The following is a 20,041-nucleotide window of genomic DNA, read 5'->3' on the forward strand; positions in this document are numbered from 1 at the left end:
GTGTCGCTGCCGATTGCATCTCGAGGAGGCGCAGTGTCCGATAGCGGTGTGCCGTTGTTGATGGTTGATCGGTCCGAGGCCCTCGACCGCGATGACGCGTTCGCGGTAACCGAACTCGCCGACGGTTCGGGGTGGAAGCTGGAGGTGCACATCGCCGGCGTCGCGGGCGTAGTTCCCCTAGGATCCGCGGCTGATGCGACGGCTTTCCTGCGCCGTGAATCGAAGTACCTTTCCCGCCGGACCGTACCGATGCTCGGCCGCGACACCGAGCAAGCGGCAACGTTGACCGAGATTGCGGAGAGATCCACCCTGCGCGTCCAGGCTGATCTGTCCGCGGACGGGATTGTGTCCGGGGTGAGTGTCGATCGCGGGCGGGTGCCGGCCGGTAGGTGCGTTGCGGTCGATCACGCGCAGATCACCGAAATCCTGGGTTCAGTCGACGACCCGCTACACAAGTGCGTGAAAGCTGCGAATGACGCCGCGCAGGTACTGCTTCAGGGGCGTCGCCGGTCCGGTGCCTTCGCGCTCTACGACCTCACGCATGGCTGGCGTTCCACCGAGGAAGGGGGAATCGCACCGATTCCATCCGATGTGCGGACGGTTGGGTATGTGATCGTGCAGGAGATGATGATCGCCGCCAACGAGGCGATCGCCATGTGGTGTGTGCAGGAGGATCTCCCGGTCCTGTTTCGCAATCACCGCAGCGCGGTGACCGCGGGCAGCACCGAGGACCTTGCAGCGGAGGTGGCGGTGGCGATGACTGATCCGGTGCTGTTCGAGAAGCTGCGTTCGCGTCTGCAGTCGTCTTTTCGTGCCGCGACTTACGCCCCGACGGTGCACGGCCATCACGGGCTTCGGTTGGCGGCCTACACGCACGCGACGTCGCCACTGCGCAGAGTGTCGGACCTGATCACTCAGCGGGTAATTTTCGCCCACCTCGACTCCGCGCCTGCCCCGTACACAACGGAGCAACTCGGCAACCTCGCCGCCGATATCAACCGGCGCATCGCCGCGGACCGGGAAGAAAAGGCATCGCACTTCAAGGCACTCGATCGGAAGGTGACCGCGCAGGTCGTCGCCGCCGGTGAACTCAAGGGTCTCGACTCGAAGCGGTGGGCGAAGGTGCTGGCGGCCGCGGCCGCACGTGACCCGATCAGTGAAGTGGTCACCGAACTCCGCCGCCGAATGAAGGCTGACGACGTAACCGTCACCACCATCGTGACGTTGCTCGACGCGGGGGAAGGTTGGGCACCGATCCGATCCGAGGTCTTCGACTGGGCATCGCAGTCGCACCCGGAATTCGGGCCGAGTGTCGTGTCGATGTGGCTACAAGCCCATCCCGATCTGCCTAAACCCGAGGTCGACGGCGATCACCGTGGGCCCTCCCACACCCCGGTATTCGCTGCCCGCCTCCGAGTGGGTGACGTCCGCGGACCGTGGGCGACCGCGGGAAGTAAGAAACGAGCCGAGCAGGACGCGGCATGGGGCCTAACCCAGGCGATCGCAGGCGGGAAGAGCCACCCGGAGACGGACTCCCCGCTGCGGGACGAGCCGCAAGCAGTTCCCCCGAGCACCACGCACGCAGGGATACGGGCGCGACCAGCATCAGCGCGCAACGGAGATTCGGATTCGGTCCAGGCGGCGAAACAGCGGGAACGAGCGCACAAGAACCCGATCGCGTGGGTACTCAGCCATGCCCAACACCACGGGCATCCCTCCCCACAGTGGGCTGTAACGGTGGAGGGCGCCGCCCACGCGCCGGTGTTCACATGCGAAGTCCGTTACCGGGACCACACGGCGACTGGCCGCGGAACAACAAAGACGCAAGCGAAAACTACTGCGGCAGAGTATCTTATCGATTCGCTTCTCGACGAGGCGTCGCCTGCTCAATCACACCCGTAGATCGATCTTATCCGCGGATTCGTTCGAACATACGCAGTGCCCTCCGTAGCAAGGTCTCGTCCATGGGCTCCGGGCAGCGATACAGCTGATCCCCGAGCTCGCCGGCGCCCGGTGCTGGATCGGTGGCCAGCCAAGGGATTGACGCGGCGAAGGCGCGGCACATTTGGAAGATGATCGAGGTCGGAACCCTGGAGAGTGAGGCCGCAATTCCTGGGATCGGCCGCGGCACGCTGTGGAGACACCCTGCTTCGCAAGGTAAACAGGCGGCCAGATGAGCACTGTTCTTCTCGGCTGATGCGTCAAACCCGACCGAACGTCGGTATTGCGGTACACGCTGAATACCGCAATGCTGCGTGTATGACCAGTCCCGATGGGCACGACCTGGCAACCAGACGCCGCGATGCGCGGCGGGTTGTGCACCATCTGCAGTTCCTGGCCGACAACTACGTTGACCAGGCGCTCGTCAAGGAGGCCCTTCTTCGGGGGCTTTCCCAATCTGAAGTGGCGAAACTGCTTGGCATGAGTAAGAAGACGGTCAACACTCACGCCCGTATGCCGTTCATGCGATATGCGGCCTTGAAAGATTCCCGCGTCGATGACCTCATGCGCAACGATCGGGAGTTCTTTGCCTACGTGTGGGGCTCGGACGAAGCGGCGAATTCCGCTGTTGCGCGGTGCAAGCAGTATGACAGCGAGCGCCTACTGGTGGAATCCGAATAGGGAAGTGTGAGCGGTTGATGGTGCTGGAATTCTCGCCTGCGCCAGGGGGGAGTCGAAGGGCACGCGACGCGATGACCTGCTGGACTTCGGCGGGGGTGCCAAATCGGCGGGTGATCTCGGGACGATCCGATTGCGAGCAATCAACGACTCCGTCAGTGCCGAACGTAGCCGATCTAATCAAGTTCGGTCGCGGTGGCCGTTCCCGCGAGCGCAACCCAGGCCAGTGCCCAACGGCGCGTGATAATCCATCTGATAGCCAAGCGTCTCGCGTGCCCTCGGCACGCAAATGGTGGCTGCCTCCTCGTTTCGATCTCTCTGTCGGTTGATGGTTCTTGGTGGCAATGGAAATAATTATAAGTTGCTAAGGTTTTTGGGTGTAGCCATCCCATCGCGGTGGGAGCGGAATTGGGCCGCAGGATTACTCGTCGGATGACGAGGCCTGCGGCTCGCGTATTCCAGGCTTGGATCTGTTGGAGGGCGATGGCTCCGCGCCAAGTTGGTCAAGTACCGGGGGTTTCCCGCTTGAGATTGAAGGAAGGCTTCTCACCCGGTGTCGGCGACCAGACTGTCGGGTAGGCCGGTCGACGGCATGAGCGGACGCGCAGCGTGTTTGAAGTCGATTTCAGTAGTGCTCGCAGTCCTGTTCAGCTGGCCTTTCCTGAGTGCGTTTCGGGGCAGGGGAGCATCCGGCAGAAATCCGACGGTAAGCATCGCTCATTCGCCGAACAACGTTGGGCTGTAGGTGAGTTCATGTTGCGTTTATCGGACGACGGCGGCTACGGCCGGTTCGAGGTGTCGTCCTGGCAGGATCTGGAGCGGTAGAACTATCACGACGACGAAGACCGAACGCTGCGTGGTGCTGTGGCACACCATCCACCTCAACCAAGCCGTCGATGCCCTGCACGAGCAGGGCTATCGCGTGTTCGAGGCCGACGGAACGGCTCTCGGCGTTCCTCCGGTCCCACCTCGATTTTGGACGGGCATTACAGCTTCGTGCTGCCCGACCTGGGCGGAGTCGTGCGCCCGCTGCGCGACCCCGACGCCCTCGCACAGGAGTAGATTCGGCGGCCGCGCTCCGCCTCGTTGAGAGCAAGGACGCCTTCACTCACTTTCGAGGAATGGGAGGGATTCCCCAACGCCGGACGATGCCCTGATGGTGGCAACGATCGTCAGGCCGGGTTCGACGTGCCGGTGAGGACGCGCCGGACCGTCGGCCGGTGTCGGGGATCAGCGCCCGGAGCCGGGCGGCGTCGTCGCGCAGTGCCTTCTGCAGATGGGGTCGGACATCCTCGGCGACGTCTGGTGGTAATGGACAGCCGTGATGTACGAGGTCGGCGGTGTTCTCGATGAGCCGGGCCGCTCGCATGAGGAGCGGCTCCGGCACCCAGACGTTGGGGAGGTCACCGTCGTGGTCTCGGGTCAGGACGCCGAGAGTGGAGATCAGTGCCATCGCTGTTGCAGGTTCACCGGGACCGGTGTCGGCGCCGGCGAGGGCGGTGGCCTCGACGAGGGCGGCGATTGTGGCACCGACGGTGGGCAGGGGCATGGCGATGGTGCGGGGCAGTGTCAGCAGGTCGGCGCCGGGTGCCTCTTCCTTGATACTCAAGGCCATGTCATGGGCGAGGGTGCGCAGTGTGTCGTGGTCGAAATACCGGCGGGCGGTGCGTTCGGTGATGCACATCTGCTCCGCCACGGCAGCGACTCGGTCGGTGAGCAGGTACTCGAGTTGGTCGGTGGGGACGGTCAGACCTAGTCGTGCCAGTTCTTCACCGAGGGTGGACGCGGTCGTGCTCAGCCATGACGATGGTCGCGGCATCGAGGCCTCCTGATCTGAGCGTTCCGCTACACCAGGTCTGTCTACCAGTTCGTCCATTGTGGCGGCGGTAGGTGAACGAAACGTCAGGCGGGACCCGGTCATGTCCAGCGAACCACTCGAGTCCGAGTTCTCAGTTGAGGCACCCGGGTCACGATTGTGACTCCCAGCGCTGCTGGCACGTTTGCCGACGCAATTAGCGCGGTGCCGATTGGGCGAGGTGGCGGTCCACGGGCGGTCCTGCACGCCGAGCCCCCCGGTGCCCCGGGTTCGTGTATCTGCTGGGCACGGGGGTCGCTGTCGATGGTTGACTGGTGATCGTGCCGACCTCAGACGATGTACGACGGCTCGCCGAGCAGCTCATGGCCGAGTTGTCCCCGGAGCAGCAACAGGCGTTCTTGGGCGCGATCGGGGCGGATCGTTCGATGGCGTTGGTCGAGAATGTGCTGCGAGTCCCGGAGCCTGTGGTCGGTGATGCGCCGACCCGCACGGGCGGGGTTCGGGTCCGGCTCGACCTGGTCGGTGCCAAGCCGCCGGTGTGGCGGCGGCTCGAGCTGCCCGGCGATCTCACCCTCGACCGGCTGCATGTGGTGATCCAGGCCGTCATGGGGTGGCTCGATGGCCATCTGCACCGGTTCCGGACGGGCAGCGATCCCCGGTCGCCGTACTTCGTCACACCGTTCGACGTCGAGGAGGGTGAGGACGGCGTGCTCGAAGACGGTGTCCGGCTCGATCAGGTGCTGACCGGCACCGGTGACCGGCTCTGGTACCAGTACGACTTCGGGGACGGTTGGGACCACGTGCTCGCGGTGGAGGCGGTCCTCGACGAGCCGCCCGCCGAGGTGCGCTGCACCGGTGGTCGGATGGCCTGCCCGCCCGAGGATTGCGGTGGGATCTGGGGGTACACCGAGCTGGCGGCGTGGGTGCGGGGCGGGTGCGACCCGGTGTCCGTTCCGGCCCCGTTCGAGGACGCCGGCCAGGCCCGCGACTGGCTGCCGCTCGACTGGCACCCCGACCGGTTCGACGTCGACGAGGCCGGCGCCGCCCTCGCGGCGGCGGTGGCCGCGCCGGTCCGGGTGGCCGGGGAGCTGGCCGCGCTGTGCGAGCACCTCGAGCGGGGCGGCAACCGGGCGCTCACACAGGTCCTGGCACGGGCGGCGTCGCACGCCGGGGTCGAGGTGAGCGAGGTGGACGCCGCACGCCTGATCGAGCCGTACGCCGTCCTCCTCGACCTGATCGGCGAGGGGGTGCGGCTGACGAGCGCCGGCTACCTTCCGCCGGTGTTGGTCGAGCAGCTCGCCGAGCGGACCGGCGTGGCCGGTTGGTGGATCGGCAAGGCGAACCGGGAGGACCTCACGTGGCCGGTCGCGCAGCTCCGCGACAGCGCGCGTGCGCTGGGCCTGGTGAGTGTGCGCAAGGGTCGGCTGGCGCCGACCGCGCTCGCCCGCCGGTGCCGTGACCACCCATCGGCGCTGTGGCGGCATATAATTTCCCGACTGCCGGTGGGCAGAACCGAGTTCGACCGACAGGCGGGCTGGCTGGCACTCGCCGTCGTCGCGGGTGGCAGCCCGGCCGAGGAATGGGCCAGCGAGATCCGAAACCTGCTGCTCGGCCTCGGCTGGCGCGTGGAGGGCAGTCCGGTCCTCGGCGTCGCCGCCGTGGTCAGCCCCACACTCGACGTCCTCGAGCTTCTCTCCGGGAAGACGCACCGCGGCCGGCTTACCGGGATGGATCCCGCCGTTGCCGCCGCCGCCCGGGCCGTGATCGGTACCGACCACGACGACGCGACCTGACCCGATTTATCCCTCGCACCAGCTGTGCGTCCGCGTTCGCTCGTGGTGGAGGCCGGGCGGGCCTTGTCCGGGCCGCTATGTCACCAGTCGTTCGAGTGGTTGGCCGGTTATCGCCGCGATCAGGTCGAAGTCTGTGTCCCGGTGCGGAACGATTCGGTTGCTGATCTCCGCGGTCGCCGCGATGAGCAGATCCGGGATCGGCGGCCCCGCGGGCTGGGGATTGAACCCGCGGGTCCGGGATCAGTCCCGGAACTGGTATCGGGCCCAACCTTGTCCCGGGAATGCCCGCAAGAATGTGAGCGGCAGGTATCACTGGGATCGACCGCCCCGGGGGCCCGGTTGAGGATCGTCGCCCCAAATCTATTTTCGTATTACGATAATAGGTATGGCTGAGGAGACGGTTGACGGAGCGCCCGTCACGGACGGGATGATCCAGAAGTGGGCAGACGAGGCCGAGGCCGGTTACGACGTCGACAAGTTGCGCAAACGTGGCCGACCGACCGTGGGGGACGGCCCCGGCGCAGTGGTGCCGGTACGGATGGACGAGGCATTGTTACAGGCATTGAACGCCCGTGCCGAGCAGGAGCATGTTTCTCGGTCCGAGGCGATTCGGGAAGCGGTGCGTGCCTGGACCCGGGTCGCGTGAAGGCGCATAAATCCGCGCTCAAACACGGGATCAGCGAAAATGATGGCATCTACGCGGCACAGCATCGCGTATATACCGCGCGAGTTCCGGCTGGGTTTCGACCCGAACGGTCGGCTCCAACACTCACCTCAGGGTGTGGTGTGCGATCCGGTAAGCGGAATCCCCTATCGGAGACGAACGTCCGACATCACATACCGGATCCATCGGGTGACGAGTGGTTCCGCTGGGGTTTTGTCAATTGCGGGGTGTGGTCGTCGAGCTCGAGGGCGACCGCGCGGGTGAGGGCGTCTTCGGCGGGGAGCGCGGCCTGTTCGGCGGGCGAGAGGTCGTAGCGGGAGACGGCGATCGGCTGGGTGGTGCCGGCCAGTGCGTACCGGACGACGGACTCGTTCTTGTCCGCTACCAGGAGCATCCCGACCGTGGGCTGGTGTTGTGGCCTGCGCAGCCTGTCCTCGACGAGGGCGACGTAGAAGCCGAGCTGGCCGGCGTCGCGTGGGTCGAATTTCGTGGTCTTGAGTTCGATGACCACGTACCGGAGTTGCTCGACGTGAAAGAAGAGTAGGTCGAGAAAATAATCATCGCCCTCGACATCGAAGTGGACCTGGCGGCCCACGAACGCGAATCCGGGGCCGAGCTCGCGAAGGGTGTCGATGATGCGTTCGACGAGCCGATCCTCGAGTTGTCGCTCGGCGGCGTCCCCGTCGATGGCGAGGAACTCGAGCGTGAATGGATCCTTGGTGATCTGCTGAGCGAGCTCGGAATCGGTGCGCTCGAGAGCGTGCGGGAAGTTGGACGGGGCGGCACCCTCTCGCTGGTGCAGTTGGGTCTTGATCTGGTGGGCCAGCACGGGGCGACTCCAGCCATGTGCGATGTCCTTGGCGCTGTACCAGTCGCGTAACTCGGCGTCATCGAGCTTCTCGAGCAACTCGATGACATGCCCCCAGGGCAATTGGCCAACGGGTCGTTGACCGATTGCCTCGGGGTCGGGCCACGCCTCGGCGAACCTGCGCATGTACTTGAGGTTGGCCGGTGAGAAACCCTTCGCTCCGGGAAACTCTGTGCGCAGATCCGCGGAGAGCCGGGAGAGGACCTTGCTGCCCCACGGGGCTGTCCTCTGTCGCTCGATGATCGTCGCCCCGATCTGCCAATAGAGCCTGAGCAGTTCGGTGTTCACTCGGCGCTGGGCGATGTAGCGCGCCTCATGCACGAGCCGCTTGATGCTCTCGAGCGTGGCGGCGTAGTCGGTAGCGACGGGGGAGGACATTGCTCGAGGCGGCGGACCCGGCACGGAGCCATCTACTGCGGGTTTGACGCCGAAACCCTTCCCCCGCAAGGGTGGAGGCGGAGCGAGCGCCAGCAGCAGCTAGTGACCACGGCCGCAGCCCGGCCGGGACGCTTGACGACGAGGATTGCCCGGGCCTTCTGGGCGCCCGTCGTGTGGCTCATGGGTATTAACCCATCCTGGCAGTCACGTCTCGTGGGGGGAGTGGGTAGTGGTGGAACCGGTCGACGGCATCGACAGAGACTGCGTTCGGCGGTGAGAGAAAGCAACAGTTACACGCCAGGCATTGTCGGGTACGAGAGTTCCTGGACGAGAACGTTGTCGAGTTCCGTGCAGACAAAGCTCGGCGCATTTCGAAGGGGACCGGGCGGCTCGGTGGTGGGGCGTAGCTCATTTCGTGTGCGTGCCCGCTCAGAGGTCCCACAGTGCGAGCAGCGCCGTCCGCAGGGTGGGGGAGCGGACGTAGTGATCGGTCCTCAGCCGTGACCCGGGGTGCCCGAGGTCGGTGAGCGCCTTCTCGGCGTCGGTGAGAGGCAGAGGTGGCAGGTCGGTGCGGGTGCGCAGGAAGAACAACACCGCTCCGCCCGACCGCGGAATTCGCATCGGATCGGAGATCACCACGGCGGGCGGATAAATCCACTCGTCGCCGGTGGAGACGAAGACAATCACGTCACCGCGCCGGATGTGCCGCGTGTGTCGAGGCGGAGCGCACCTGCCGTGCCCGGTGGCCGCCCGGCGTTCCCACAACGACACCGGTTCCGGCCGCAAGCCCGGGCGTTTTCGGAGCCGACGTCCTACGATGCGGGCATGCTCACCCGCCGTATCTTCCTCGGGACCCTCGCGTTCAGCGTGGCGGTAGTCGCTGGCTGCAGCACCGACACCAATCCGGGAGGGAGTGAGAACCTGCCGGACGCGGCCGGGCTGCTCGCCGAGTCGGCGTCCGCCCTCCGCGATATCAAGAGCGCACACTTCACGATGACCGTCAACGGCTCGATTCCGGGCATCAGCGTGCAGACCGCCGAGGGCGATCTGACCAGGGAGGGCGGTCCGGCCGGTGGCGCGAAGGGCACGGTGAAGCTGACCCTGGCCGGCCAGCTGATCGAAGGTGAATTCGTGCTGGTCGACGACTCGTTGTACCTGAGGGGCCCGACCGGCACCTTTCAGCGGTATCCGTCCTCACTCACCTCCGAGTACTACGACCCGACCGCCATTCTCGACCCGGAGCGGGGCTTCGCGAAGGTGCTGACCAGCATCACGGATGCGAAGACCGAGGCGAGGGAAAAGGTTGACGGGACACCGGCGTACAAGATCACCGGACGGGCGGACAAGGATGCGGTGGGCAACATCGTTCCCGGGGTCGAGTCCGAGGTGGATATCACGGTGTGGCTTGACGAGGACGGCATGCACCTCCCGATGAGAGCGTTGGTCACGTTCCCGAAGCCGGCCGGCGCAGACGCCCCGACCGTCGACGTGGTGGTGTCCGATCTCGACAAGCCCGTGACGGTGACACCCCCGCCGTGAGTGTCGAGCTGATCGCGGGGCGGAGCAGGACCGTCGCCATCGGCGCCGCGGCGCTCGCCGTGCTGCTCGGCGCGCTGGACACCTACGTCGTGGTGAGCATGATCCGGCAGATCATGGACGACCTGCTGATCCCGGTGAACCGACTGGAGCGGGTGACCCCGATCGTCACCGGGTACCTGCTCGGCTACATTGCCGCGATGCCGCTGCTCGGCCAGGCATCGGACCGGTTCGGCCGCAAGCTAGTGCTGCAGAGCTGCCTCGCCGGGTTCCTGGTCGGCTCGGTGGTCACGGCGCTCGCCGACGACCTGCCCATGCTCGTTGCGGGGCGGGTCGTCCAGGGTGTCGCAAGTGGAGCGTTGCTGCCAGTGACCATGGCGCTTGCCGCCGACCTGTGGGCAACCCACAAGCGGTCGAACGTGCTCGGCGCGGTGGGTGCCGTGCAGGAGCTGGGCAGCGTGCTGGGCCCGCTATACGGAGTGGCGATCGCAGGCCTTGCCGTGTGGTCAAGCGCGTTCGGCATCGCCGGCTGGCGCGGCGTGTTCTGGATAAACGTACCGCTCGGCGTGCTCGCCATGATCGCGGTGCAGGTTTCGGTGTCGCGCCGCGATCCGGCGCGGGAACCCGTCCGGGTGGACGTGGCCGGGGGGCTGCTGCTCGCGGTCGCCCTTGGGCTGGCCGTCGTCGGCCTGTACAACCCGGACCCGCGCACCGCCGTGCTGCCACCGTGGGGCGGGCCGATGCTGGTCGGGGTCGGTGTCGCGACCGTCGCCTTCGTCGGCTGGGAGCTGCGCGCCAAGACCCGGCTGATCGACCCGGTCGACGTGCAGATGGGCGCGTTCCTCGCCGCGCTCGGGGTATCCGGTGCGGCAGGTGTCGCGCTGATGGTGACCCTGGTAGACGTCGACCTGTTCGCCCAGTCGCTGCTCGATCGGGACGACCGGGGAGCGGTCATACTGCTGCTGCGGTTCCTGGCCGCGCTCCCGGTCGGCGCGTTGCTCGGTGGGCTGCTCGCGGCACGACTGGGCGACCGCGTGGTCGCGGCGGCCGGCATGCTGGCGGCCGCGGCGGGTTACTTCCGGATGGCCCGGTGGCCGATGGACGTACTGTCCGCGTCGTATCAGCTCGGGCCGATTGCGGTGCCCCGGCTGGACACCGACCTGGCCATCGCTGGGCTAGGTCTCGGCCTGGTGATCGCGCCGCTCTCCGTTGCGGTGCTCCGCGCCGTGCCGCCGACCCAGCACGGGATCGCCTCTGCCGGTGTGGTGGTCGCGCGGATGACCGGGATGCTCGTCGGGGTTGCCGCGTTATCCGCGTGGGGGCTGCACCGCTTCCACAGCCTGACTGCGAACCTGCAGGTGCCGTTCCCCGTCGGCAAACCTCCCGAGCAGGCGGCGAGGGAGCTGGCCGAGTACACCGGGGCAGTCGACCGTGCTCTGCTTACCCAGTACACGGAGATATTTCTGATCACGTCGGCGGTGTGCGCGGCGGGAGCGCTGCTGGCCCTGTTCCTCGGACGCCACCCAGCCAAGGCTTCGGACTCCGCCGAGAACAGCATCACCAAGCGGACATGACCCCGTCGAATGGCGACCTGACCGAGTACAAGCACACTCCGTCCTCGCTCCTCACTACAGCCTGGCGCTCACGGTCGCCGCGTCCGCGTCCGCGTCCGGACCGAGTCCGGGACCGGAAGACCGACGATGCGGGCGAGTTCCGCATTCGTCGGATTGCGCAGCACCTTCTCGCCGTGCCGGATCACCGGGGGAGTGTCCTCGGGGGCGACGTCCAGGCTGCGCAGCGGCTGCTCCGCCCATTTGTCCCGCTGCGGGTCCTCACTTTCGAATTTTCGATCCGGATGGGCGTCGGCCAGGGATCGCTGCGCAGCCCCGCACCGGTTGGTGGACGCGCTCGGTCCCGGGTCCGGACGAGTCGCTCGCCGGAGCGGGGGGGTCGGCGGGCGGTGAGGGGATGCGGACCACGGGGTGAATTTCGTTCTCGAACTCGCGGGTCGTCCCCTTGGATTGTGGAAGCATGTCGGGTAACGTACAATTTCTTGTACGCAATAACGGAGGTGTGCTCATGCGAACCATGACCTACTCGGAGTCTCGCGCGCGGTACGCCGAGGTCCTCAACGCCGTCGTCGATGACCGGGAAGAAATCGTCATCACGCGGGCGGGTCACGAGCCGGTGGTGATGGTTTCGCTCGACGACTATGAGTCGTTGAAGGAAACGGCATACTTGCTCAGGAGTCCGGAGAACGCCCGCCGGCTGTTGGCGTCGATCGATCGGTTGGAGTCCGGCGGGGGAACTGTCCGGGATCTGGCTGAATGAAACTTGTCTGGGACGAGTCCGCGTGGGAGGACTACGTCTGGTGGCAGGCGCAGGATCGGAAGATCGTCAAGCGGATCAACACACTACTCAAGGATGTCGAACGCAACGGGAACGACGGAATTGGTAAGCCCGAGCCCCTCAAGCACGGTTTTCAAGGCTACTGGTCCCGGCGTATCACCGATGAGCACCGGCTGGTCTATAAAATTGTCGATGATCAGATCCGCATTGCTGCCTGCCGTTACCACTACGGACACTGATCGCGCTCACCACGGCGGCTGGGCTTGTCGACAACGACTGCGGAATGGTTCTAGTCCACTGGGCATGACGCTCCGACTGTCCGCGTTTCGGGAGGGCTCGCAGTAGGCAGGATTGGTGGTTGAGGTGTGGCCGACCCGCCGAGTTGGGGACGTCTTGGAGGGCTGGGCTGGACGCCCTGACCGACCGCGGCCTGCTGACCCGTAGAACCGATCGGCAGCGTCTGCTGACGATCGGCTTCGACGACCTTCGGGGAATTTTGCACCACGCGAATCGCTGCACGGGCCATCACCTCAGCCGGCGAACGGCCTCCCCGCACCGACGCTCTCGCTGCAGCCAGCTGATGCGCATGGACGGCGTGTTTCGGCCGGCGAGTGGCAGGGTGCCCTTGACGGTCGTTTCCACGGTTCTGCCGATCACGATCACCGCGATGACTCGGAGGAGCAATGTGTCACCGGCTGAGGAGGAACCGGCGACGAGCCGCGTCCTCGAACCCGGCGGCGCTCCACTCGCGGGTCCACTTCGCCCAATCCGATGCCGAGTGCGCGCGGGCCAGGATGAGCCCAGGACCACCCGCCGGCCGCGCACGCGTTCACCATCGCTGTCTCTCCGCCCCCCTCGAACCGATCAAGATTGACGGCGGCGAACTCTGCCGATCCTCGGTCTGGTTGCGCTGCCGCTCATCGGGTAGCGACCCATCCTTGTGTCGTTACTCGGCGGCCCACGCCAAGGTGGACACCCAACTGTGAGCACACTTGCGGGGGTTATGTACATCCGCTCGCTCTCGATTGTAGGAGTCCCTGGTCCAGGCATCATTCCTACTCGAAGATGCTTTCGGGAAGCCAGTCTGCGTCGAACAGTCGGGCGAGCTTTCCGAACGCCCCGAGATCGCCATCGACACTGGCTGATGTCACCATGAGCCGATTGATCATGATCCGAGCCGCCTGCTCCTCCACCGTTCCGGCGGCGAACAGGAGTGACCATGAGCAAACCTGCCCGTCGCGATGCGCACGACCCATCGTTTGGCGTGCAGCGATTCCGGAGTAGCGAGGCTGGTGGAAGAACCCGATGCGGCGTGCCGATGAGGCGCGGGAGCCGTCGACCATCAACTCGGAGGCTTGCAGGTTGATCGCAGATGCGGTGTTGAACACCACGACCGGGTTGTGGCCGCGCTGAAATCGAATGCGCTCCGTCTCGAGATCGCCGCCGCCGAAGATGCGCGAGACGCCAATGCCCTGCTCCTCCAGGAGGTTGGCTACCGGGTCGGCGGCCGTGGTGACCAATTCGACGGCGACGAGTACCTGGTAGCCGCGTTCGACGTGTGCGGCTACCAACTCGGCGGTCTGCGGGGCTCGCAGCATGCCTGCCTTCTGCCGGAACCGCATCAGAGCGGCACGGCCGCGGGCGGTGTCGTTCCCCTGCCGGGCGATTCTCATCGCGCTCCGGAACTCACTCCAGTCCTGTTGGTACGCAGCCCATTGTGTGGCGGTGAAGTCGAGTGACAGGCCGTCGATAGGTGGCGGCCCCCACGGCGCGTCGCGATGCACCATGACGGGCGGGTCGCAGTCGGTCATCCATTTTCGGACGCGGGTGACGGCCTGATGCTGCAGCCGCTGAGAGCCTTTTGCTTGGTCGTTCCAGTCCCATTTGCCCTTGTCCCACCCGGGAGCCAGGGGTAGGCCACGCTCGACCAGTTTCTTACCGAGATCGGCCCACTCGCCCGGCGGGTCATCGTGCAGTTGCGCGAAAAGCGAAGACAAGTAGGTATATTCGCCTGGGTGATGACCCGGCGTCGCCGTCACGGTGATGACGAATGGCGCCTTCTCAGGCGTCGCGGAGAGACGGTTGATGCGCCGCTGGTATTGGGTGCGCTGGGCCGTGAGGTGCCTGAATTGCTGTGCCTCGTCATTGATGATGAGGGAGAAGGAGTACTTCGGTTGGCCGTTGCGTCCGAGTAACTTCTTGAGCTGGTCCGGGGAGATGATCAGCCACCGATACCCACCGTCGCCGAACGCAGCGAGGGCGTCGCGCCACGCGGCGATGGTGATCTGGGCCGGCCGGTCCACGGTGATGAGTACGGTTTCGCCGCCCCCTAATTTCAGCGCAGCCTTCGCGCCGATGATTGCGCTGCCGGTCTTGCCTACACCGGGCTCGTCGGCCAACAGGAATCCGCGCTTGCCGTGGTGAAAGGCCGTCGCGATCGCCTTCGCGGCGTCCACCTGCTCGGGCCGCGGTATCTTGTGGAAACCAGTAGCGCCCGGTTGCCGCACGCCATTGAGGTCCTCTTCGACCCAGCGGCTGTACGAGTACGGTTTCGACGCGTAGACGGTGAGTTCGTCGGGCAATTGAGCGCCGATGTAGGCATACGCTTTGAGCGCTTTGTAGTACTTGGCACCGGGCGCGGATGCCCGATAAGGGACATCGAGGATCCAGATCTGCTCCCCGTGCCCCGGGGTGGGTATCAGCGGCGCGGCGCTGGCTCGTCTGGGCTTGGAGCGTCGCTGGGTGGTCTTCCGGGGCACACCGAACCATATCGTTGCCTCTCGCTTTCCGCCTGCCGATCCCTATCCAACCAGCAGGCTGGTATCGCAGAGCTGGATGGTGCGCACGACACCCCGCTTCGTCACCGAGGTAACAGCGTCGAGACCGGCCTGGCGTGCAATCAGGCTAATGACACGGGCGGGCAGCTCGGACGCGCGAAGATGACGTTATGCCGACCCGGGACTTGTGGAATCAGGACAGTTTGGTGTGGCACTTCGGCTTGTTCGACGGAGGCCCGGCGATCGGATCCGATCACGACGTCGAGGCGCCGCAGGTATGGGTGCGTGCACTCGAAGCCGTCGCCCGCGATCTGCGGTGCCTGCGGTACGGGCGCGACGTGCGGTTGGGCGGATTGGTGTGGGATCTTGCCGTTAACGGCAACTACGCCGTCACCATCGGCTGGCAGGGCGTACATGGCATCAGTGGGTTCAGCCGCTGCGACGGCTTGTCGATGGATACTCCGTTCACTGAGGCCGCAGTCTGGGTGGCAGACACCGTTCAGTCAGACCTCGCTGGCTACGACTTCGTGCAGTGGCCCTCACAGGGACAACGCATGCTGCAGCCGCGCAAGCGCGACGATGGTCCGGTTTGGATCGATACCCATACCGATGCCACGGTTGCCGCCATTGGCGAGCTATATCAGTACATCGAGCGGTAGGGCAAGACCCTGGTCCGTGAGTCTCTGACGGATCCATAATCGGAGCTGCACTATGCTTCTGCCAAACCATGTGTGTTGCGACGACCGCTGGAATCCACCCCCCGGATGCCAGGGCCGACTATTGCGCACCGGCGGACGAGAAAAGATCGAGGGATGACGGAGTCGAGGCCAGGTCGGATCCCGGTGGGTGATCCCATCGCGCTGCGCTTCGACCCAGAGACCAAACACCGACTCGACGAGATGGCCGAGGGCATCGGCCCTCGCCGGTTCGGGGCGCTGATCCGCGTCGCCTGCCGACGACTGGTCACCCAGCCCAAAGCCGTCCGCAACCGTCTCGCGGAAGCGCGGCGACTCTCGGCAGTCCGGCGGGCGATCCCGCTGGTCATGCTCACGCTCAAGCTGGAACCGGACACCGCGCAGAAGTTCACGGCGCTGGCCGCCGAGTACGACACCACGGTCAGCGCACTCATGCGGATTGCACTGCACCGATTCCTGGAAACCCCCGGACGCTACAAACATCCGATGCTCCGCGAGGCGGAGCGAACCGGACTGTCCGACAAGGTCGAGGTCATGGTCAACCCGTCCAGCAAGCACCAGATCTGGCGCCTCGCCGGCCGGCACGGGGACAAGCTCAGCACCGCTCTTCTTCGGGTTGCCCTTCGGCGCCTACTTGACAAGCCGGGTGATCTCACCGCAGACCTGGAGAACATCGCACCGTTGCGCGATCTTCGGCCCGAGATCTTTTCCGCCAGGGTAAATGTGCACTTCGACGCCCCGCTGCGGGACAAGCTCGACGCCTTGGCCGCCCGGGGCGGGTCCGATCGTGCCGAGTTGATGCGTCTGGCCGCGGAGCGTGTGCTCGAGGCCCCGGGAATGATCGAGCAGGCGGTGAACCGCGAGATCTTCCGCAGCGAGAAGAACGAAGCGCATCTCATGGCTCGCCACGTCCGTCGCCAGGCGCGGCGCCGTACGCCGCCTGACTGATCACTCCAAGTCATCGGTTCTCGCCGGTAAGTCAACCCGCGGTGCCGGTACTCCCATGATTGGAACGAGTGGTCCTCGAAACATGAGTTCCTCAGTGACGACCCCGGAAATCAGCGTCAGACCAGCAATGTGGCCGGCCCAGCCCGATGTTAACCAGGTGGACCTATCAGCGTCCGCGGCACGTTGCGCGGGTGACTGGTCGTCCGTTCCCACTGCCTCGACCACGAGGTCGAAAATGGGGCCTCGCAGCAGTGCCGTGACTGCCAGGTGACAATTGTGACAGCAAGGAGCATCACGGCAGTCCGATGCTGTGGAAGTGTGCAGCCGATGCTGCGGCCTGCTCAGCGTGCCTGGGCGATCGTGGCGCGGACGCCATGGGAGCACCCCAACCGAGCAAGCATGCAGAGCAGGAAGACGCCCCAGAGGAGGGCAACAACAAGAAGCCCGAGTCCGACCATGTTCCCTTCTTGAGCAGATGTGGCCGGTACGCCTCTAAAAAATATGAGGAAGGACCCCAGTGAAAGCGCCAAGCACAATCTCTGCGTGCCGGTTTCGAGTGTGGTGAGCCGTCGTGGAGTTGCACTTGCTACGAGCAGGTCACCCATTGATGTTCGAGGCTTGTCGTTGGACACCGAGAGCTGCCTTTCCAGTAAATGCGTTGTGCAGTAATAAGTCTGCTGCGTTCTGTGCAATGTGCGCAGTAGCCAGCTGATGGGGCAGTGGACGTGGATGAGCTGTCCAGCTCGACAGTTTGCCCCGCGACACATCCGGACAGCGGAGATCGTTTCGTTCAGAAATTCAGGTGGCGTGCGAGACGGCTGATCGGACGGGCTTCGACAATCGCGGGTCGACGGGGCCCGATGATGCGCACGCCACCGCTCACTCGGACGTGGGCCTCACCATCGATACGGACCGTGGTGGTGTCGGTGGCGGCCACAAGAGCTTGACCGTTGGCTTGGACGTGGCAATGACTGTGCGCGAAGACGATAGCGCTGTCTTCTGCGCGGATCCTGGCGTTGTCGGTGCCGACGATATGGCTCTTACCGCGGGCATCGACGGTGCTGTCGTCAAAGGCTTCGATGTGAGCATGTTCGTAGGCAGTGACCCTGGCGTGGTTGGACGCTTGGACGAAGCACCGGCCGGCGGCTGCGATGGAGCCGCCGGCGATTCCCGCGCAGGTTTGTCCGATAATTTTGACCTCGACTTGGCTGGGGATGTGACCAAGGTCCAGCCAGTTCTCCGGGTCGGCGTCGATCACGATGCTTTTCGCTCCAGTGGCCAGGCGCTTGGTGTATTCCGCGGAGCTGCGGACCGGCGATGTGGAGCGGCCACGATGCGGCCGACGTGAGTTGCGCGTGGATTTCTTCACTGGTGCCCCCATGGAATCAATAATGCCTTCGTCTGTGTCGCTCGTGCGAGCGCCGATGTCGGCGCGTCGCGCGTGGGCTACACGAGGTTCGGTGTGCCTCGGTGTTCCGCGTCAGTCGCCGATCTTGACGGCATTCCCGGTCGGGTCGACGCATTGCAGATAGGAGTCGGCGTGTGATCGGTCAGGAAGGTAGGGCCAGCTGCAGTTCCAACCGTCGATGACAGCGAAGCGCCCTTGTCCTTGGGCGGCGACCGTGCGGTCGTTGAGGTAGCGATCACTGATGCTCAGTGCTTCTGAGCAGCTCGGAGTTCCGGCGATGATGATCACAGGTGCAGTGGCACTGTTCAGATTGTTCGTGACGATTCCGCACTGAGTGCTCGTGGGCGGCAATGCGGCGGCAGCGGTGGCCTGCGTAGCAGTCGTCGCCGGCTGTGTCTCGGATAGCCGGGTCTGAGCGTCGGTCACTCGTGGCTGACCTTGATCAACGGTGGTGGGGTTTGTCGACCACTCGACGGGTGTGGCGGCAGCAGCTGGTTCGGCTGGCGGAGATTCGGTCTCGGCCTCTGTGATGCTGCATCCGGTGAGAATGGCGGCTGTGATGAGGGACAGTGCAGCAATTTCGCTGGTGGTTCGTCGATTCACGAGTACTCGCTTCTATTCCAGTCATAGGGAGGATGCAATGTCGAGCCCAGTGATATGTGATGACCTGGACAGAACGAGGACCGGCGCGACCACCGCCGCACCAGCGGGTCAAGCTGCGGTTTCTCGAAGTGCCCTCTTGCGGGCCGGCTCCCGAATCGGCTCGGTGGTGCTGAGACTGTCCAGGTGCACGGCTAGTGTCGATCTATCCCTTATGTCTGTCGCATAGTTGCGGAGGAGTGCCCACGATGACCGAACCGACGTCCGAACTGGCGGGCAGTGGTCCCAGCGAGGAGCCACAGTCGCCGGCCGTCGGTGCTGAAGATGCGGCAGGGCAACGCAGTGACCATCTGTCGGCGACGGTGTACGCGCCCGCTGGGATTGTCGTCGTCGCGAGTGTGTTGATGTGGTTCGCGGTTCGGTGGGTTGATGCCGAATACGGCACAACAGGCGTGTGGTGGGTGGCCGTCACCAGTGCCGCGGCTGGTGCGGCGTTGAGCGTGGCGACGGCACCGATGATGGCCAGGCTGTGTGCCGCCGTCGAGATCCCGACAGAGGGCTGCTCCCGGCGACTCGGTCCCGCGGCTCTGACCGCAGGAATGTGGTTCGGCGCCGTGATGTTCGCCGGCGGCGACGCGATCTTGCCTGCCTGGCTCGCGCTGAGCCTGCTGTGCGTGTGGGCAGCGTGGATCGATCACTTCACGCTGCGGTTTCCGCTGACCTTGATCAGGCTGACCACCGCAGTGGGTCTGATGTTGGGGGCGTTCGCGGTGGCGGTGGATCAAGATCCAGCGGCAGGTGGGCGCGCACTTCTCGCCGGTGTGCTGGTGTTCGCATTCAACCTGGTGTTCGCGATCGTCACCCGCGGCTATCCCGGGCTCGCCGACGTGCGACTGAGCTTCATCCTCGGGGCAGCGTTGGGATGGGTCGACTGGACGAATGTGCTCTCGGGCATGTTGCTACCGAACGTCCTGGCGCTCTTGGTGATGTTGGGGGTGAAAGTGATTCGGCGTCAGAAGGATTTGGGGGAGTTTGGTTTCGCACCATTCCTCATTGCCGGAACCGCCGTGGCAATCGTCGTCCCCCCGCTGTGGGGGATCGTCTGGATCTGAACGCCTTTGTGACGGGAAGGTGTGGAGGATCGGTTGCATACTGGTCTTCAGTGAGTGGGAGGTGCATCGGTATGGACGAGGTGGCCCACTCCGCCCCGGTGCCATCGATCGTTCAAACGGAACTGCCGTGTGAGTTCTGCGTGGAGCATCCCCAGTACTTCAAGGGGGACCCCGTCGGCTTCGTGCGTGCGGCCCGCTGGGCAGCGGTCGTCAAGGACTGCTGTCACTTCGACGCTCGCGTGGACTACCTGATGTGTGACGAGCACTGGGCAATGATCCGACACCAACAGTTGCCCGGGCAGTGCCCTCGGTGCGGGGCGATCGCCTATTCGGTCGAGGACATCGTGTGTACTGAGACCCCTCTGGGAAGAACGGCGGGCGGACGGAACTTGTCAAGGGAGTTGAGTCCATCGGGTGTTAAGCGGCTGACGTTTCGGCCTCGGCAGAATCGTCGGCGGGGCGGTTGATCCAGACGGTG

The 20,041-nt window shown here is 65.1% G+C and carries 17 protein-coding genes and 2 pseudogenes; 12 read left to right on the forward strand and 7 right to left on the reverse strand.

The window, feature by feature from the left end; genetic code table 11:
• Positions 1-60 precede the first annotated feature (60 nt).
• From ACH49N_RS36800 to ACH49N_RS36810, 3 genes are all read left to right on the forward strand, one after another.
• Entirely contained in the window at positions 61-1,902 is a 1,842-nt protein-coding gene (locus ACH49N_RS36800) for an RNB domain-containing ribonuclease (RefSeq protein ID WP_358278037.1), read from the forward strand.
• Positions 1,903-2,259: 357 nt separating this feature from the next.
• The gene (locus ACH49N_RS36805; protein ID WP_358278019.1) at positions 2,260-2,622 is read left to right on the forward strand and encodes a hypothetical protein; all 363 of its coding nucleotides are present in this window, start codon (positions 2,260-2,262) and stop codon (positions 2,620-2,622) included.
• A 606-nt stretch (positions 2,623-3,228) separates the two neighbouring features.
• Positions 3,229-3,444, forward strand: coding sequence for a hypothetical protein (locus ACH49N_RS36810; protein WP_358278017.1), 216 nt, complete (start codon positions 3,229-3,231; stop codon positions 3,442-3,444).
• 283 nt (positions 3,445-3,727) lie between these two features.
• On the opposite strand, the gene ACH49N_RS36815 is transcribed toward ACH49N_RS36810, so the two are convergent.
• On the reverse strand, positions 3,728-4,438 hold the full coding sequence (locus ACH49N_RS36815; protein WP_358278015.1) for a hypothetical protein: 711 nt from the start codon (positions 4,436-4,438) through the stop codon (positions 3,728-3,730).
• A 317-nt stretch (positions 4,439-4,755) separates the two neighbouring features.
• Between ACH49N_RS36815 and ACH49N_RS36820 the strand changes: the two genes are divergently transcribed.
• Positions 4,756-6,228, forward strand: a complete 1,473-nt coding sequence (locus ACH49N_RS36820; protein WP_358278013.1) for a plasmid pRiA4b ORF-3 family protein — start codon at positions 4,756-4,758, stop codon at positions 6,226-6,228.
• A 75-nt stretch (positions 6,229-6,303) separates the two neighbouring features.
• Here the strand turns inward: ACH49N_RS36820 and ACH49N_RS36825 are convergent.
• A pseudogene (locus ACH49N_RS36825) lies at positions 6,304-6,435 on the reverse strand (VapC toxin family PIN domain ribonuclease); the annotation flags it as partial.
• A gap of 178 nt (positions 6,436-6,613) precedes the next feature.
• Here ACH49N_RS36825 and ACH49N_RS36830 point away from each other — a divergent pair.
• Positions 6,614-6,874: a ribbon-helix-helix protein, CopG family gene (locus ACH49N_RS36830; RefSeq protein WP_358278011.1), complete on the forward strand. Its 261-nt coding sequence runs from the start codon at positions 6,614-6,616 to the stop codon at positions 6,872-6,874.
• Positions 6,875-7,061: 187 nt separating this feature from the next.
• Here the strand turns inward: ACH49N_RS36830 and ACH49N_RS36835 are convergent, their stop codons facing one another.
• Both ACH49N_RS36835 and ACH49N_RS36840 read right to left on the reverse strand, forming a co-directional pair.
• Positions 7,062-8,138 carry a PDDEXK nuclease domain-containing protein gene (locus ACH49N_RS36835; protein ID WP_358278009.1) on the reverse strand — a complete coding sequence of 359 codons (1,077 nt, stop codon included), beginning with the start codon at positions 8,136-8,138 and terminating at the stop codon, positions 7,062-7,064.
• Between the two features lie 429 nt (positions 8,139-8,567).
• Positions 8,568-8,920: pseudogene (locus ACH49N_RS36840) on the reverse strand (phosphatidylserine/phosphatidylglycerophosphate/cardiolipin synthase family protein); the annotation flags it as partial.
• A 43-nt stretch (positions 8,921-8,963) separates the two neighbouring features.
• On the opposite strand from ACH49N_RS36840, the gene ACH49N_RS36845 reads away from it, so the two are divergent.
• From ACH49N_RS36845 to ACH49N_RS36860, 4 genes are all read left to right on the forward strand, one after another.
• Positions 8,964-9,677, forward strand: coding sequence for an LppX_LprAFG lipoprotein (locus tag ACH49N_RS36845; RefSeq protein ID WP_358278007.1), 714 nt, complete (start codon positions 8,964-8,966; stop codon positions 9,675-9,677).
• The gene (locus tag ACH49N_RS36850; protein WP_358278005.1) at positions 9,674-11,248 is read left to right on the forward strand and encodes an MFS transporter; all 1,575 of its coding nucleotides are present in this window, start codon (positions 9,674-9,676) and stop codon (positions 11,246-11,248) included. The genes ACH49N_RS36845 and ACH49N_RS36850 overlap by 4 nt, the downstream gene beginning before the upstream one ends.
• 505 nt (positions 11,249-11,753) lie before the next feature.
• The gene (locus ACH49N_RS36855; protein WP_005569061.1) at positions 11,754-12,005 is read left to right on the forward strand and encodes a type II toxin-antitoxin system Phd/YefM family antitoxin; all 252 of its coding nucleotides are present in this window, start codon (positions 11,754-11,756) and stop codon (positions 12,003-12,005) included.
• Positions 12,002-12,262, forward strand: coding sequence for a Txe/YoeB family addiction module toxin (locus ACH49N_RS36860; protein ID WP_072948949.1), 261 nt, complete (start codon positions 12,002-12,004; stop codon positions 12,260-12,262). Before ACH49N_RS36855 ends, ACH49N_RS36860 begins: the two co-directional genes overlap by 4 nt.
• An 816-nt stretch (positions 12,263-13,078) precedes the next feature.
• Here ACH49N_RS36860 and ACH49N_RS36865 read toward each other — a convergent pair.
• A complete protein-coding gene (locus ACH49N_RS36865; RefSeq protein ID WP_358278002.1) occupies positions 13,079-14,782 on the reverse strand; it encodes a DEAD/DEAH box helicase family protein in 1,704 nt (567 codons plus the stop codon).
• Positions 14,783-14,970: 188 nt separating this feature from the next.
• Here ACH49N_RS36865 and ACH49N_RS36870 point away from each other — a divergent pair, with 188 nt between their 5' ends.
• Positions 14,971-15,459 (forward strand): hypothetical protein, encoded by a 489-nt coding sequence (locus ACH49N_RS36870; protein WP_358278000.1) that lies wholly within the window; start codon positions 14,971-14,973, stop codon positions 15,457-15,459.
• Positions 15,460-15,642: 183 nt separating this feature from the next.
• On the forward strand, positions 15,643-16,443 hold the full coding sequence (locus ACH49N_RS36875; protein ID WP_358277998.1) for a CopG family transcriptional regulator: 801 nt from the start codon (positions 15,643-15,645) through the stop codon (positions 16,441-16,443).
• A 790-nt stretch (positions 16,444-17,233) separates the two neighbouring features.
• Here the strand turns inward: ACH49N_RS36875 and ACH49N_RS36880 are convergent.
• On the reverse strand, positions 17,234-17,701 hold the full coding sequence (locus ACH49N_RS36880; protein ID WP_244461550.1) for a hypothetical protein: 468 nt from the start codon (positions 17,699-17,701) through the stop codon (positions 17,234-17,236).
• Between the two features lie 222 nt (positions 17,702-17,923).
• A complete protein-coding gene (locus tag ACH49N_RS36885; RefSeq protein WP_358277996.1) occupies positions 17,924-18,454 on the reverse strand; it encodes a hypothetical protein in 531 nt (176 codons plus the stop codon).
• 245 nt (positions 18,455-18,699) lie between these two features.
• Here ACH49N_RS36885 and ACH49N_RS36890 point away from each other — a divergent pair, with 245 nt between their 5' ends.
• Positions 18,700-19,563, forward strand: a complete 864-nt coding sequence (locus ACH49N_RS36890; protein WP_358277994.1) for an A24 family peptidase — start codon at positions 18,700-18,702, stop codon at positions 19,561-19,563.
• Positions 19,564-20,041 lie beyond the last annotated feature (478 nt).

Source organism: Rhodococcus sp. NPDC019647 (assembly GCF_044389235.1).
In the GTDB taxonomy this organism is placed as follows: domain Bacteria; phylum Actinomycetota; class Actinomycetes; order Mycobacteriales; family Mycobacteriaceae; genus Rhodococcus_F; species Rhodococcus_F oxybenzonivorans.

What these genes read in the sequence shown, in the direction of transcription:
- ACH49N_RS36800 (WP_358278037.1), top strand. Translation starts at nt 61, where the DNA reads ATGGTTGATCGGTCCGAGGCCCTCGACCGCGATGACGCGTTCGCGGTA.
- ACH49N_RS36805 (WP_358278019.1), top strand. Translation starts at nt 2,260, where the DNA reads ATGACCAGTCCCGATGGGCACGACCTGGCAACCAGACGCCGCGATGCG.
- ACH49N_RS36815 (WP_358278015.1), bottom strand. Translation starts at nt 4,438, where the DNA reads ATGCCGCGACCATCGTCATGGCTGAGCACGACCGCGTCCACCCTCGGT.
- ACH49N_RS36830 (WP_358278011.1), top strand. Translation starts at nt 6,614, where the DNA reads ATGGCTGAGGAGACGGTTGACGGAGCGCCCGTCACGGACGGGATGATC.
- ACH49N_RS36835 (WP_358278009.1), bottom strand. Translation starts at nt 8,138, where the DNA reads ATGTCCTCCCCCGTCGCTACCGACTACGCCGCCACGCTCGAGAGCATC.
- ACH49N_RS36845 (WP_358278007.1), top strand. Translation starts at nt 8,964, where the DNA reads ATGCTCACCCGCCGTATCTTCCTCGGGACCCTCGCGTTCAGCGTGGCG.
- ACH49N_RS36855 (WP_005569061.1), top strand. Translation starts at nt 11,754, where the DNA reads ATGCGAACCATGACCTACTCGGAGTCTCGCGCGCGGTACGCCGAGGTC.
- ACH49N_RS36860 (WP_072948949.1), top strand. Translation starts at nt 12,002, where the DNA reads ATGAAACTTGTCTGGGACGAGTCCGCGTGGGAGGACTACGTCTGGTGG.
- ACH49N_RS36870 (WP_358278000.1), top strand. Translation starts at nt 14,971, where the DNA reads ATGCCGACCCGGGACTTGTGGAATCAGGACAGTTTGGTGTGGCACTTC.
- ACH49N_RS36890 (WP_358277994.1), top strand. Translation starts at nt 18,700, where the DNA reads ATGACCGAACCGACGTCCGAACTGGCGGGCAGTGGTCCCAGCGAGGAG.